The 13,907-nt window shown below is 57.6% G+C and carries 15 protein-coding genes; all 15 read right to left on the reverse strand.

Translation table 11 applies throughout. The annotated features are described in order from the left end of the window. Positions 1-58: 58 nt before the first annotated feature. Positions 59-1,825: a phosphoenolpyruvate--protein phosphotransferase gene (gene ptsP, locus GS_RS09465; RefSeq protein WP_010942526.1), complete on the reverse strand. Its 1,767-nt coding sequence runs from the start codon at positions 1,823-1,825 to the stop codon at positions 59-61. Then, the gene (locus tag GS_RS09470) at positions 1,806-2,072 is read right to left on the reverse strand and encodes an HPr family phosphocarrier protein (RefSeq protein WP_010942527.1); all 267 of its coding nucleotides are present in this window, start codon (positions 2,070-2,072) and stop codon (positions 1,806-1,808) included. Before GS_RS09470 ends, ptsP begins: the two co-directional genes overlap by 20 nt. Before the next feature lie 18 nt (positions 2,073-2,090). Next, positions 2,091-2,483, reverse strand: a complete 393-nt coding sequence (locus tag GS_RS09475; protein ID WP_010942528.1) for a PTS sugar transporter subunit IIA — start codon at positions 2,481-2,483, stop codon at positions 2,091-2,093. A 5-nt stretch (positions 2,484-2,488) separates the two neighbouring features. Beyond that, complete coding sequence (rapZ, locus tag GS_RS09480) at positions 2,489-3,346, reverse strand: RNase adapter RapZ (protein ID WP_010942529.1); 858 nt, start codon at positions 3,344-3,346, stop codon at positions 2,489-2,491. Positions 3,347-3,348: 2 nt separating this feature from the next. Then, positions 3,349-4,308, reverse strand: a complete 960-nt coding sequence (hprK, locus tag GS_RS09485) for an HPr(Ser) kinase/phosphatase (RefSeq protein WP_010942530.1) — start codon at positions 4,306-4,308, stop codon at positions 3,349-3,351. A gap of 173 nt (positions 4,309-4,481) precedes the next feature. After that, the gene (raiA, locus tag GS_RS09490) at positions 4,482-5,027 is read right to left on the reverse strand and encodes a ribosome hibernation-promoting factor, HPF/YfiA family (protein ID WP_010942531.1); all 546 of its coding nucleotides are present in this window, start codon (positions 5,025-5,027) and stop codon (positions 4,482-4,484) included. A 129-nt stretch (positions 5,028-5,156) separates the two neighbouring features. Beyond that, a complete protein-coding gene (rpoN, locus tag GS_RS09495; protein ID WP_010942532.1) occupies positions 5,157-6,602 on the reverse strand; it encodes an RNA polymerase factor sigma-54 in 1,446 nt (481 codons plus the stop codon). Between the two features lie 87 nt (positions 6,603-6,689). Next, complete coding sequence (gene lptB, locus GS_RS09500; protein WP_010942533.1) at positions 6,690-7,430, reverse strand: LPS export ABC transporter ATP-binding protein; 741 nt, start codon at positions 7,428-7,430, stop codon at positions 6,690-6,692. After that, positions 7,411-7,914: a lipopolysaccharide transport periplasmic protein LptA gene (lptA, locus tag GS_RS09505; RefSeq protein WP_010942534.1), complete on the reverse strand. Its 504-nt coding sequence runs from the start codon at positions 7,912-7,914 to the stop codon at positions 7,411-7,413. The genes lptB and lptA overlap by 20 nt, the downstream gene beginning before the upstream one ends. A 1-nt stretch (position 7,915) precedes the next feature. Further along, positions 7,916-8,491 (reverse strand): LPS export ABC transporter periplasmic protein LptC, encoded by a 576-nt coding sequence (gene lptC, locus GS_RS09510; protein ID WP_010942535.1) that lies wholly within the window; start codon positions 8,489-8,491, stop codon positions 7,916-7,918. 86 nt (positions 8,492-8,577) lie between these two features. Further along, positions 8,578-9,717: an HD domain-containing phosphohydrolase gene (locus GS_RS09515; RefSeq protein ID WP_010942536.1), complete on the reverse strand. Its 1,140-nt coding sequence runs from the start codon at positions 9,715-9,717 to the stop codon at positions 8,578-8,580. 164 nt (positions 9,718-9,881) lie between these two features. Beyond that, positions 9,882-10,397 carry a KdsC family phosphatase gene (locus GS_RS09520; RefSeq protein ID WP_010942537.1) on the reverse strand — a complete coding sequence of 172 codons (516 nt, stop codon included), beginning with the start codon at positions 10,395-10,397 and terminating at the stop codon, positions 9,882-9,884. A 20-nt stretch (positions 10,398-10,417) separates the two neighbouring features. Next, positions 10,418-11,383, reverse strand: a complete 966-nt coding sequence (locus GS_RS09525; protein WP_010942538.1) for a KpsF/GutQ family sugar-phosphate isomerase — start codon at positions 11,381-11,383, stop codon at positions 10,418-10,420. Between the two features lie 42 nt (positions 11,384-11,425). Then, positions 11,426-12,244 carry a 3-deoxy-8-phosphooctulonate synthase gene (gene kdsA, locus GS_RS09530; protein ID WP_010942539.1) on the reverse strand — a complete coding sequence of 273 codons (819 nt, stop codon included), beginning with the start codon at positions 12,242-12,244 and terminating at the stop codon, positions 11,426-11,428. Positions 12,245-12,278: 34 nt separating this feature from the next. Then, positions 12,279-13,889, reverse strand: coding sequence for a CTP synthase (locus GS_RS09535; RefSeq protein ID WP_010942540.1), 1,611 nt, complete (start codon positions 13,887-13,889; stop codon positions 12,279-12,281). Positions 13,890-13,907: the final 18 nt, after the last annotated feature.

Consider the following 13,907-nt stretch of genomic DNA (forward strand, 5'->3'; position numbering starts at 1 on the left):
AAGACTATGGATTGTATCGAGTGGATGAGAGAAAAGTCAAGGGCTAAAACCGGGGCGATCAGTCGAAACTCTCGGAAAAACGCGCCGAAATCTCGCTTTTAACAAAGGACTCCACCTCGGCTGCGGTGGCAAAGGTGAGCGCGCGGGCAACCAACCGCTCGGCGTCGGAACGTCTGGCGCGGCGAAGAATCTTCTTGACCCGGGGAATGGACACGGCTGTCATCGACAGCTCATCAAACCCGAGACCAAGCAGGATTGGCAAGTAGAGTGGTTCGCCCGCCATTTCACCACACATGCAGACACGGATTCCCGCGGCATGGGCCGCATCGGCAACGGTTTTGAGGGAACGGAGAATGGCGGGGTGCAACGGTTGATACAGATGCGCCAGGTGCTCATTAGTCCGATCGATGGCCAGCGAGTACTGGATCAGGTCATTGGTACCGACACTGAAGAAATCCACCTCGCGCGCCAGCAGGTCGGCGATGGTAACCGCGGACGGCACCTCGATCATTATTCCCGTCTCGATCTTCTCGTCAAAGGGAATACCGGCCGAACGCAGCTCTTCCATGCATTCACGGAGAACTGCCTTGGCGCTCCGCACCTCTTCGATGCCTGAAATCATGGGGAAAAAGAGTCGCACACTCCCCTTGCAACCGGCCCGAAGTATCGCTCTCAGCTGGGACTTGAAAACTTCCGGCCTGCGGAGGGACAAACGGATGGCGCGCAACCCCATGGCAGGGTTCATCTCGTCTTCCAGGTGCAGATCGGTGGCCAGCTTATCTCCGCCGATGTCGAGGGTCCTTATGGTGACCGGCTCGGGCGCGACATTCTCTACGATGGTTGCATAGGCCCGGTACTGCTCTTCTTCGTCGGGGAGCCCCGGGCGATTCATGTAGAGCATCTCGGTGCGGTAGAGTCCCACGCCCTGGCCGCCGTGGCCCTTGAGGGAAGGAATTTCCTCGGGAAACTCGATATTCCCCATGAGTCTCATGCTGTGACCGTCCAGGGTCACGGCAGGCAGGTCCTTGAGCTTCAGGAGTTCCTGTTCGAGGTAGTCGTAGTGTTGTTTTCTCCGCAGGTAATCGCGGAAGGTCTCTTCGGAGGGATTGACGACAATGGTGCCGGTGGTGCCGTCGATGATGATCGGCAGGCCATCGATATCCTCGACCGTGATGGTTTCGAGGCCGACAACCGCGGGAATCTCGAAGGCGCGGGCCAATATGGACGTGTGAGAGGTCTTTCCACCCAGGTCGGTAACAAAACCGACGACTTTTTCCTTGTCCATCTGGAGGATGTCGGTGGGAGAGAGGTCATGGGCGACAATGAGCCGCTTCCCCTCGTCGATGGCGTCAATACGCTCATGACGTTTGCCGACCATGTGACGCAGAATCCTCTCGACCACGGTTTCCACATCCCCGAAACGCTCCCGCAGGTAATCGTCATCGATCCCAGCAAAGAACTCCTTGAACTTGTCGAGATTTTTCTTGAGTGCCGCCTCGGCGTTGACCCCATCCCTCTCGATGAGATCGATCGTGCCCTGGCGCAGCATGGAGTCGTCGAGGATCAGAAGGTGGGCGTCAACCACATAGAGGTGCTCTGCGCCCCTGCGGGCGGCGATAGACTCCTTGAGGGCCAGCAGGTCGTCCCGCGAACGTGACAGGGCAGCGGTAAATCGAACCACCTCACCCGGGATATCTTCGGGTGGCACTGAGGCTTCGACCACCATTACACGGCTGCGGTCGGTGACGCGGGCAGTGCCGATGGCAATCCCCGGCGACGCACCTATGCCGCTGAATACCCTGGTTTCACTCCTCGCCGAACCCATTAGTGATAATCTCGTCGAGTGAGGCCATGGCCTCATCCTCATCGTCGCCCGCCACCCGGACACGGATGGTCGTCCCCTTGGCAGCGGCAAGCATCATTATTCCCATGATACTCTTGCCGTTCACCTCGACGCCTTCCCGCTCGATCTTGATGTCGGAATGGAACCGGCTGGCCGTTTTGACAAGCAGGGCGGATGCCCGTGCGTGCAGGCCGAGCTTGTTTACTATGGTGAATTCCCTCTCAAGCATTTCGCTGGCTACCTCGGATCATTTCAGATAATCGCCGGCTACGGCTATGCTCTCCCGCCCGCAGTCCCTGAGCGAGCCCGCCAGTTCCGCGACTGTGGCTCTCTGCCGATCACTCGCAAATTTGATCACCATCGGGAGATTGACCCCCGTGAGCACCTCCACCCGCTCTCCTTCGAGAAAAGAAAGGCTCATATTGGAGGGCGTGCCGCCAAACATGTCGGTCATAATGATGGCGCCATTGCCGGATACCTGTTTGACGGCGGCAGATATCCTGTCCATGATGCCTTCCACTTGGTCTCCCTGCTCAATACCTATTGCTTGAGCCTCTTCGATGGGGCCCACTATCATTTCGGCGGCCTTCAGCAGTTCCTTCGCAAGGCCGGCGTGAGTTACAAGCACAAGTCCAATCATTATAGTCATCCTTTTTCCTTGTCCCTATGAGACACTTTCACCACCAAACCGAGGCCGGCAAAGAATGCCCGCAACTCTTCGACAATGGCGACTGAACGGTGCCGGCCGCCGGTGCATCCCACGGAAACGGTCAGGTATGATTTCCCCTCGCGCTGGTAGGAGGGGACGAGAAACTCCAGGAGGTCCATGAAGCGCTCAAGGAATTGCCGGGTTTCCGGTTTTTCCAGTACATAGGTGCGGACGTTCTCGTCCAGTCCTGTACCCGCCTTCAGTTCCGGCACAAAATGTGGGTTGGGAAGAAAGCGGACATCCATCACTATATCCGACTCTAGGGGAATCCCGAACCGATAGCCAAAGGATTGCAGGTGAATTGTCAGGGGTCGCGTTCCCGACTCGCCCTTGATGCGGGAGTGGACCAGCTCCTTCAACTGGTGCACGTTCAGCTCCGACGTATCGATCACATGCGTGGCGAGCCTTCTGAGTCCGGCCAGTTGTTCGCGCTCGTAGCGAATCCCCTCCGGCACCGACCCACTTTCCAGGGCCGGGTGGCGACGGCGGGTTTCTGAAAACCGGCGGACCAGCACCTCGTCAGTGGCATCAAAAAAGATTACCTCCACCGTGTGTCCGGCTTCACTGATCTGCTGGAAGACTTTCTCGAATCCCTTGATGAAGTCCCGGCCGCGGATATCCATGACCAACGCCACGCCTGCCACATTCTCACCCGAGCGACAGACCAGATCAATGATGGTTGGAAACAGAAGAACCGGAAGGTTGTCGACGCAGAAAAACCCCTCGTCCTCCAGTACACGCACCGCCGTCGATTTACCGGAGCCCGAAAGCCCTGTGATCACCAGAACGCGCATGGCTATTCCACCTCGTTTCCGAGTGGGCGGACTTCCATGCGGGCCAGAAGTTTTTCGTGGAATTCGCGGGCGGAGTGATAGCCCATGCCCTTGAGAAGGTGATTGCGAGCCGCCACTTCAATGATGGAGGTAAGGTTGCGGCCCGGACGGACGGGAATCTTAATGTGGGGCAGTTCCACGTCAAGGATGGCATACACCTCGTCATCCAGGCCGAGGCGGTCGTACTCCTGGACAGGATCCCAATCGACGAGTTCGATCACCATGTCGATGATCTTTTTTTCGCGAATGGAAGAAACGCCGAACAGATTCTTGATGTTGATGACACCGAGCCCCCGGATCTCCATGTGATGCTGGATCGCTTCGGCTGCCTGACCCACCAGCGCCGCCGGCATCTTCTTCTTGACATACACCACATCGTCCGCCACCAGGCGATGTCCCCGGATCACGAGATCAAGGGCGCACTCGCTCTTGCCGATGCCGCTCTTACCCAGGATCAGCACCCCTACCCCCAGGACATCAACCAGAACACCGTGAATGTGGGTAGTGGGGAGAAGACGCTCTTCCAGAAATTTCGTGATCAGCGAAATAAAGGTGGAGGACTGGTGCGGCGTCACCAACAGGGGAATCCCGGCCCTTTCCGCTTCTGCCTTGAGAAAACCGGGCGGATCGAGTCCCTTGGTAACGATAAAGCAAGAGATGGGGTAGCTGCAGAGCTTTTGGATATGGATGAGTGCCTGCTGTTCCGAAATTTGCTGGAGATACGAAATCTCCGTATTGCCGAGCACCTGGACCCGGTCGGGGTGCAGATGCTCAGTATAGCCGGTAAGGGCGAGCCCCGGCTTCTGGATGCGGGAACTGTGAATGCGGTGCCCCACACCCGCGCCACCGGCGAGCAGCACGAGTTCGAGCCCGTACTCCGTATCGTCGAGAAGATCCTGAATAGCGAGACTGATGCTGTTCAACGGTGGTTTTCCTGGGTGCGGAACCATGCCGGCCCGCTCCGGTAACCGGGAAAGCACACATCCGGCGAGTTGTCTGTCAACTCGCCGGATGATGTGAATCCCCGTAATGATCGACTCACGATGGCCGGACTTACCAAATCTCCGTAATTCCTCCGGCCGCCGACAGGGTCAGCCTACTTGCGCTGGGGCTCGATGAGACCGTAGTTGCCGTCCTTCCTGCGATAGACAACATTGATAGCCTCAGTGGATGCGTCGGTGAACACGAGAAAATCCTTGTGCAGAAGATCCATTTGCATCACAGCCTCTTCCACGGACATAGGCTTGATGGAGATGGTCTTGCTCCTGATCACGACGGGTTCGGTCCGTTGCTCGATGCTTTCGGCCGTAACAACGCTCTTCTGGATTTCCAGGGCCCGATCGTCGGCGGACGGCTTGTGCTCTTTGAGCCGCTCTTTGTAGCGGCGAAGCTGGCGCTCAATCTTGTCGATCACCGCATCCAGTGCGGCATACATGTCATTGGTTTCTTCCGCAGCCTTGATGGTAATTCCCTTGGCGGTAAGGGTCACTTCGGCGATGTGGCGGATCTTCTCCACCGTGAGAAATACCTGAGCGGTAATCGGCTCATCGATATATTTCTTTACCCTCTCCAGCTTTTCAGCGGCGTAGCTCTTAAGGGCCTCGCTCTGCTCCATGTGTCTGAATGTCGTCGTAATCTGCATGACTTCCTCCTTGCTGTAATGGCCGCGTTCCGGGACCAACCGTCTTTCGTGGTCTTCACTGTAATCAAAGCACGAAATGACGATCCTTCAACCCGGAACATCGAAAGAATAAATCAAAATGTCAGCTGGTCAAAAATGACGTTTGCGCTCGGATGACGAGCCGATTTTCAACATCTCGCGGTATTTCGTTACGGTTCGTCGGGCGATGTTGATGGTGTGCGCCGAAAGCAATTCGGCGATACGCTGGTCGCTGTACGGCTTTCGGGGATCCTCGGAATCAACGATTTCCTTGATCTTGTTCTTGACGCTCTCTGAAGCGATGAAATCTCCTTCGGTAGTTGAAATGCCGCTATTGAAAAAGTACTTCATCTCGAAGAGCCCCTGGGGGGTTTGCATGTACTTGTTGGTGGTGACGCGGCTGATGGTCGACTCGTGCATGCCGATATCCTCGGCTACGTCCCTGAGCACCAGGGGGCGAAGGTGTTCTATCCCGCGGTCGAGAAACTCGCGCTGGAACTTCACAATGCTCTTCGCAACCTTGTAGATGGTTCTCTGCCGCTGGTGGATGCTCTTGATGAGCCACATGGCGGAGCGGGACTTTTCGTTGATGTACTCCTCGGCCTTGGCGTCGACGGCGGCACCGTTTTTGATCTCGCCGGCATAAAAGGGGCTGATTCTCAGATTGGGAAGGCCTTCGTCATTAAGCACGACGACATAGTCGTCAGCGATTTTATAGACAAATATATCGGCCGAAATGTAGTGGACATCTTCGGAGCCATAGACTCGGCCCGGTTTCGGGTCCAGGCCGGCGATAATCTTGGCGGCCATCAGGATGCTGTCCACGTCGACCCCGAGAGACTTGGCAATTTGTTTGTACTTGCGGGTCTCCAAGTCGTGGAGGTGATTGCGGAGGATGCCGTCCACAACGCTCCCCGCCATGCCGAGCTGCTCCACCTGGATCAGGAGACATTCCCTCAGGCTACGAGCCCCCACCCCCATGGGGTCAAACTCCTGGATCTTCTTCAAAGCCGATTCCGCCACGGATTCGCTTACGGAGCATGCCAGGGCGACTTCCTCAACCGTAGCGCGCAGGTAGCCGTCTTCATCTATGTTGCCGATAATCTCCGCGCTGGCCCGTGCCTCTTCATCGCTCAACTTGGTCATATTGAGCTGCCACATGAGATGATCGGCAAGGGTCCCTTTGCGTGTCAGAATGTTTTCGTAGGATGGACGATCTTCATCATCGTAGTACTGTTCGCCGGAACTGTAATTGTAACCCTCAAGGTAGCTGTCCCAGTCCGACTCCCGGGTCTCTTCCCCCGTGGTGACCTCGCGAAAATCCTGTTCAGCCGGAGCGGGAGCATCCTCCTTTTCGGAAAGTTCGACCAGATCCTGTTCCTTGACCTCTTCAGCCTCCTGAGACTCTTCCAGAAGCGGATTCTCTTCCATCTCCTGACGGACCAGATCCTGAAGCTCCAGCCGTGACAGCTGGAGAAGTTTGATGGCCTGCTGCAACTGGGGCGTCATCACCAGCTGCTGGGTCATCTTCATCTGTTGGCGCATTTCAATGGCCATACATAACACACCTTTGAAGGAAGATCCGGCTGCAGAACCGGCTGGCAACCCGTCGGCAAGGGGTTGAGTACCGGGATCCGGCCGCCGCTAGAGTCTGAATGATTCTCCCAGGTAAATCTCCCGGGCTGTCCTGCTTTCGGCAATGGCGACCGGGTCGCCGTGCTCTATGACTTCTCCGGAATTCATGATGTAGGCGCTGTCGCATACACCGAGGGTCTCGCGCACGTTGTGATCCGAGATCAGAATACCGATGCCGCTCTCCTTGAGGGCCGTGATGATCCCCTGGATATCGATGACCGCAATGGGGTCGATGCCGGCGAAGGGCTCGTCGAGAAGAATGTACGACGGACTAGTTGCGAGGGCGCGGGCGATTTCGACCCGCCTCCGTTCGCCGCCGGAAAGGGAATAGCCCTTGCTCCGCGCGATGTGGCTTATCTTGAACTCGACCAGAAGCTCGTCGGCCCTCTCCCTCCGTTCTGACGGCGAGTAATCCATGGTCTCCAGAACAGCGAGCAGGTTCTCCTCGACCGTGAGCTTACGGAATACTGACGGCTCCTGGGGGAGGTAACTGATGCCCCGTCGCGCCCGCTGGTACATGGGCAGAGCCGTGATGTCCTCTTCGCCGAGAACGACCTGTCCGCCGTCGGGACGGCAGAGCCCCACAACCATGTAAAACGTGGTCGTCTTGCCCGCACCGTTGGGGCCCAGCAAGCCAACGACGGTGCCGGGTGCCACCAGGAGATCGACACCATTTACCACCGTGCGCTTGCCGAACGATTTTTTCAGGCCATGTGCTCTGAGGGCCGTTTCAACGCTTCGTGCCGCCATTCTTCCCCTTATCCGTCGGATGGATGACAGCCTCGACCCGGGAATCGCCGCCACCGGTCACAACGCTCCGCTCTTCGTTGACGAAGTACGTGATAACCTTGCCGGAGATCATGTTTTCTCCCTGATACACCTTGGGATCACCACTCAGGACGATCTTCTGCTCCGTATTGTAGTAAACTCCCTCCTTGGCCGTGGCAAGCCGGTTGCCCTGGACGATCTTAACGTTGCCGACCGCCTCGACCTTCTCGACGTCGCCCCCGTCATCACGGTAGTGAACAATGAGGCGATCGGAGTAAATGGTCAGATCGCCCTGCCTGGCCGTAACCTTGCCGCTGAACGTAGCGGTCCGATTACGACTGTCGGCGGAAAGTTCGTTGGACTTGACTGTTATCGGCTGCCCCCCCCGACTGGCCGGCAATGGTCCGGCAACGGCCATCGCCGTTACGGTCAGCAGGAAAAGCGCGGAGATGATCGTCCGCTTCATTTCAATCCTTTGGGGCGGGCGCGATGGTCGCCCGCACATCGTTCAGTATCCGCAAGGTGCGGGTCGGGACAAGAAACTCCATTCCAACCCCTTCAACGGCAAACCGGGCATCCCGGAAGCTGACCCGGTCATCGGTTACCACAAGCTGACGCGACGCCCGGTAGGACGCCCTGCCGGTCGTAAACTCCATGCCGGACGTGCTTCGGGCATGTATGTTTCCCGTAAGCGTCACGTCTTTGGTGGCGTTGAAGTACTCGGCCTTGTCCGACCTGAGGGTGATCTCACCCGTCTTGTCCGTGCCGGGAAACACGATCCGCACCCCTGTCAGGAGTGTCACGTCGCGTTGCCGGTCATATTCGCCCCTGTCGGCGTAGAGGTCCCACTTTTTTACCCCTTCCCGCGTTTCGGCATAATGAAGGGTCTTCAGTGAGAGATCTATGTTGCGGGGCAGTTTGGGCAATCCCGCCTCTTTCTCGTTGCCGCCCACCAAACGAATGGCAAGCGACGCCACGAGATAAAGCGTTACAAGGATAATGACAACGGCAAGAATGTGCCTGATTTTACTGGTCTTTACCATAAAAACAGGGGCAGTATACCATCTCCCCCTTACCCTGTAAAGGAATATCAATATTTTGAGTTAGTTTTGGCACAAAGATTGTAGTACTAATTGCTCATATTCCGTAAATCCGCGACAGTAGCCGCAGAAGCCCCTGCGGTCCCGCCCTCACCAGAGTGACTTTCCCCCTCGAATATCTCATCAAAACGGCCGGCGATGTTTCGAAAGGCCCTGAGTATCGCCGGATCGAAGTGCTCCGGCATGGTCCGGCCATCGCCCTCCAGGATGATCCTGCACGCGGTTTCATGGTCATACGGCGGCTTGTAGACCCGGGGGCTGCGCAGAGCATCATACTGATCCACGAGCATGACAATACGTCCTTCCACGGGGATATTCTCCCCCTTCACCCCATAGGGATAGCCCGTTCCGTCCCACCGTTCATGGTGACAAAGGGCAATCGACTCGGCCATCCGGAGCATGCCGTAGGATGAGCCCTGAAGGATGCGCGCACCGATTACCGTATGAGTGCGAATTGTCGCGAACTCTTCACTGGAAAGCGGTCCCGGCTTAAAGAGAATCGAGTCGGGAATGCCGATCTTGCCGATATCGTGCATGGCGCTCGCGAGCGTGATTGTATCGATGAATTCATCGCTCATGGCCAGCTCCCGGGCCATATGATTGGCATAGAGTCCGATCCGCGAAATGTGGGCGCCGGTGTCCTCGTCGCGAAGTTCCGCCGCAGCGGTGAGACGCTGCACAACCTCCTTGCTCATGTTTTTGAGCATCTGAAGGGTATCGGCCAGTTCGCCCGTCCGCTGCTTGACTGTGTTTTCCAGTTCGGCCTTGTAATTCTTTTCGATCTTAAGCAGCCGGTAATAATTGATCCCCTTCTCCACGGCGTGAAAAAGGTAGAGCGGATCGTAGGGCTTGATAATGAAGTCGAAAGCGCCCTGCTTGATCGCTTCCACAGCCACGGACAATTCAGCATAACCGGTCATAAGGATCACCGGAACATCCGGATTGGACTTCCGAATAGCCCTCAGGACTTCGATCCCCGTCATCTCGGGCATATTGATATCGGTAATGACAATATCGATACCGCCGCAGGAGAGACGATGCACGGCATCGGCCCCCCGGCCGAAAGGATGCACGATGTAGCCGTAGGCAACAAGAAGCGCCGACAGGCTTTCGAGCACGTAGGGATCGTCATCAATGACGACTATGGTTCCATCGTGTCGCTTTAGCATGGTGATTGCTCCTTACGAAAGGATGGACATGCTCCGGTGCCACCCTTTCGGAGAACACGGTGATGATGAAGGGAGATACTCTCTTTTCGGACAAAACAGACGGGGCTTTAGGCGCAGGGATACTGAAGGGTGAGCTTCAGGAGAAGAACATGATGAATACCGCTCTAGCGGTAATAGCGCGCGGTAATCTCGTCCCACTTTCCCTGGGCCCTGAGAAGGAGATCGCAGACTTCGCGGACGGCTCCCCACCCGCCACGATTGCGGGTGGTGAAATGCACAAACGGCAGTACTTCCGGTACGGCATCGGCAGGTGCGGCGGCGAACCCGACGCGCCGCAGCACCGGAATATCGATCACATCATCACCCACAAAGGCGACCTGTGAGTCCTCCAGGCCGGTGGCGGCGAGAATCTCCCCGTACGGTGTCAGCTTGTCGATGGCTTTTTGATAGAGTATCGGGATATCCAGCTCAGCAGCCCGGTTGGCAACCACCACCGACTGGCGACCCGAAATGATCCCCACCTGGATACCGGCCCGCTGAATCATCTTGATGCCGTGACCGTCCTTGACATTGAAGAACTTGCTCTCAACTCCATTGGAGTCGAAGATGATCCGGCCATCGGTCATGACGCCGTCCACATCGAGCAACAGCAACTTGATCCCGGCAAGGCGTCCGTCCATGAGTTCCTTTTCCCCGGCGGTCATGCCAACCCCGCCCGCAACAGGTCATGGAGATGAATGACTCCCACCGGCCGGTTGTCGGCCGTATCGTCAAAAACGAACAGAGACGTTATGGAGTGGGACTCCATTACCTGGAGAGCCTTGGCTGCCAACTCAGAGCGATTGATTCTCTTGGGATTGCGGGTCATGATCTCTCCGGCGGGCTGATTCAGGATATCGACGCCTTTACCGAGAGAGCGCCGCAGATCGCCGTCGGTGACCACCCCAACCAGTGCGCCGTCTTCCGCGCAAACACCTGTAATACCTAGCCCTTTGGCCGTAATGACAAACAGGGCATCACGAATCGGCGTGGCGGAGCCCACCAACGGCACGGCGTCGCCCGAATGCATCAGGTCCCCCACCGTGAGGAGGAGTTTCTTCCCCAGGGAGCCGCCCGGATGGAACAGGGCAAAATCTTCGGGCCTGAACCCGCGCTCGATGAGAAGAGCCACTGCAAGGGCATCACCCATGGCAAGGGTTGCAGTGGTGGATGCGGTGGGAGCCAGGCCGAGGGGGCAGGCTTCCTCGGTCACCGAAATATCGAGAAACACGTCGCCGGCCTTGGCAAGCGTGGATGAGGGGTTGCCCGACATGGAGACGAGAGTCGCGCCGAGCCGCTTGATGATCGGGAGGATGCGTACCACCTCTTCGGTTTCGCCGCTGTTGGAGATGGCGATGACCACATCCCCTTTCATGATCATCCCCAGGTCGCCATGGACCCCCTCCGCCGGGTGGAGGAACAGGGCCGGCGTGCCGGTGGACGCCATGGTTGAGGCTATTTTTTGGCCGATAAGCCCTGACTTTCCCATACCGGTAACGACAACCCGTCCACGGGTGCCGAGAATGAGGCGCACCGCCTTTTCAAACTCGCCGTCGATGGTATCGGCAAGGCGTGTGAGTGCTTCTGCTTCAATTCGTATGACTTTTCGTGCTTCTTCGAGAATCATTATGCTTCCGTTTCAGTAACCGGCCACTGACTGGCCCGGGATCTATTTTACGATGGCGTCTATTGCCTTCAGCTTCTTGAGCAGTGCGGGCAGGTCATCGAGCTTCACCGAGTTGGGGCCGTCGCACAGGGCCTTTTCGGGGTCTTCGTGGACTTCCATGAAGATGCCGTCGATGCCGGTGGCGACCGCGGCCCGGGACAAGTACTCCACAAACTCGCGCTGACCGCCGGACGAACCGCCCTGGCCGCCGGGCAGTTGAACGCTGTGGGTGGCGTCGAAGACCACCGGGAAGCCGATGCGGCGCATGATGGGAAGACTCCGCATGTCGGAAACGAGATTGTTGTAGCCGAATGTTACCCCGCGCTCCGTCAGGATGATACGCTCATTGCCGGTTGACAGAATCTTGCCGACGACGTTCTCCATGTCCCATGGGGCCATGAACTGGCCCTTCTTGACATTAACCACCCGATTGGTCCGGCCGACTTCCACCACCAGGTCGGTCTGGCGGCAGAGAAACGCGGGAACCTGAATGATGTCGAGCACCTCGGCAGCCGGCTTTACCTGCTCGATTGAGTGGATGTCCGAGATGACAGGGATGCCGAGGGAGTCTTTCACCTTCTGGAGAATGCGCAACCCCTCCTGCATGCCTGGGCCGCGAAACGAGGTAACCGACGTGCGATTCGCCTTGTCATAGGATGCCTTGAAGACAAGCGACACGGATACGCCGTTGCAGATGGTCATTAGGCGCTCGGCGCAACGCAGGGTTGCCGCCTCATTTTCGATCACACAGGGGCCGGCGATGAGCACCAGCGGTCGGTCGCCACCAATCTTTACGGAACCTATGGTAATTTCCCTGGTCATGCAAACCTCTTATCTGTGGGGATAGGCTGACAGCCTATCGCCTTTTGTCTTTCCGATCAAGGGCGGCTGCGATAAATGCCCTGAACAGAGGGTGGGGGTTAAGCGGCTTTGACTTGAATTCCGGGTGGAACTGGCAGCCGAGGAACCAAGGGTGGTCGGCGACCTCCACGATCTCCACCAGATCCCCTTCCTTGTAGAGCCCCGACACGACGAGGCCATTGGCCACAAGGGTCTCACGGAAGGCGTTATTGTACTCGTAGCGGTGACGGTGACGTTCGGATATTTCCAGGGACCCGTACGCTTTTTGGGCAAAAGTTCCCTTGGTAAGGCTGCAGGGATAGGCACCGAGCCGCATGGTGCCGCCCAGCCGGTCGATGTCGCGTTGTTCCTCCATCAGACTGATGACCGGGTTGGCGCAATCGGGACGGAACTCGCTGGAACAGGCATCTTCGAGCCCACAAACGTTGCGGGCATACTCCACCACCGCCATCTGCATGCCGAGACAGATGCCGAAGAAAGGAATCTTTTGGGTGCGGGCGTACTCGATGGCCTTGATCTTGCCCTCGGTTCCCCGCTCGCCGAACCCTCCCGGCACCAGGATGGCATCGATGTCATCGAAGGAGCTGCCGATCCCCTCGCTTTCGATCCGCTCGGAGTCCAGATAGGTGAGAACCACCCGGCAGTCGTTGGCGATCCCGCCGTGGGTAAGGGCTTCGGACAGGGACTTGTATGACTCGGTGAGATTAACGTACTTGCCGACGATGGCAATGCGGACCTCTCCCCGCAGGGGCGAGCGAAGTTTTTCCACAACACTGTGCCAGGGACTGAGATCAGGCGCCTTGGTCCAGATGTTGAGCTTTTCTACTACCTGCTCGTCGAGACCTTCCTTGTGAAGCGCCAGGGGTACCGCATAGATATGTTCCGCATCGGTAGAGGTGATGACCGCCTTCTCTTCCACGTTGCAGAACAGGGCGATCTTGGCCTTCATGTCCCGGGGCAGCTCCATCTCGCAACGGCAGATGAGAATGTCGGGCTGGATACCGATCTCGCGCAACTCCTTGACGGAGTGCTGCGTCGGCTTGGTCTTCAACTCACCGGCCGTCTTGATGTGGGGCACGAGCGTCACGTGAATGTAAAGAACGTTCCCCGCCCCCCGGTCCGCCTTGAACTGCCGGATCGCCTCCAGGAACGGGAGCGATTCGATGTCGCCGACCGTTCCCCCGACCTCCACGATGGCCACATCGGCCCCTTTGGCGTTCTCCAGGATCTTGTGCTTGATCTCGTCGGTGATATGGGGAATAACCTGCACGGTCCCCCCCAGATAATCGCCGCGCCGTTCCTTCTCGATGACCGAAAAATAGACTTGGCCCGTGGTGAAATTGCTCCGTTTGGAGAGCCGGGCAGAGGTGTACCGTTCGTAGTGCCCCAGGTCCAGGTCGGTCTCGGCGCCATCGTCGGTGACAAAAACCTCGCCGTGCTGGAACGGCGACATGGTGCCGGGGTCAACGTTGATGTAAGGGTCCAGCTTCTGCATGGTTACCCGCAGGCCGCGGGACTCCAGCAGCGCCCCGAGCGACGCCGAGGCAAGCCCTTTGCCGATGGAGGACACAACGCCACCGGTTACGAAGATGAACTTGGTTTTCATGCACACTCCTGAGTCAGA

The organism is Geobacter sulfurreducens PCA (assembly GCF_000007985.2).
Classification (GTDB): Bacteria; Desulfobacterota; Desulfuromonadia; order Geobacterales; family Geobacteraceae; genus Geobacter; species Geobacter sulfurreducens.

Coding starts and splice junctions, on each gene's coding strand:
- GS_RS09535 (WP_010942540.1), bottom strand. CDS start 13,889: ATGAAAACCAAGTTCATCTTCGTAACCGGTGGCGTTGTGTCCTCCATC.
- rapZ (WP_010942529.1), bottom strand. CDS start 3,346: ATGCGCGTTCTGGTGATCACAGGGCTTTCGGGCTCCGGTAAATCGACG.
- lptA (WP_010942534.1), bottom strand. CDS start 7,914: ATGAAGCGGACGATCATCTCCGCGCTTTTCCTGCTGACCGTAACGGCG.
- GS_RS09470 (WP_010942527.1), bottom strand. CDS start 2,072: ATGCTTGAGAGGGAATTCACCATAGTAAACAAGCTCGGCCTGCACGCA.
- GS_RS09515 (WP_010942536.1), bottom strand. CDS start 9,717: ATGCTAAAGCGACACGATGGAACCATAGTCGTCATTGATGACGATCCC.
- GS_RS09525 (WP_010942538.1), bottom strand. CDS start 11,383: ATGATTCTCGAAGAAGCACGAAAAGTCATACGAATTGAAGCAGAAGCA.
- GS_RS09520 (WP_010942537.1), bottom strand. CDS start 10,397: ATGGACGGACGCCTTGCCGGGATCAAGTTGCTGTTGCTCGATGTGGAC.
- raiA (WP_010942531.1), bottom strand. CDS start 5,027: ATGCAGATTACGACGACATTCAGACACATGGAGCAGAGCGAGGCCCTT.
- rpoN (WP_010942532.1), bottom strand. CDS start 6,602: ATGGCCATTGAAATGCGCCAACAGATGAAGATGACCCAGCAGCTGGTG.
- GS_RS09475 (WP_010942528.1), bottom strand. CDS start 2,483: ATGATTGGACTTGTGCTTGTAACTCACGCCGGCCTTGCGAAGGAACTG.
- ptsP (WP_010942526.1), bottom strand. CDS start 1,825: ATGGGTTCGGCGAGGAGTGAAACCAGGGTATTCAGCGGCATAGGTGCG.
- lptC (WP_010942535.1), bottom strand. CDS start 8,491: ATGGTAAAGACCAGTAAAATCAGGCACATTCTTGCCGTTGTCATTATC.
- lptB (WP_010942533.1), bottom strand. CDS start 7,430: ATGGCGGCACGAAGCGTTGAAACGGCCCTCAGAGCACATGGCCTGAAA.
- kdsA (WP_010942539.1), bottom strand. CDS start 12,244: ATGACCAGGGAAATTACCATAGGTTCCGTAAAGATTGGTGGCGACCGA.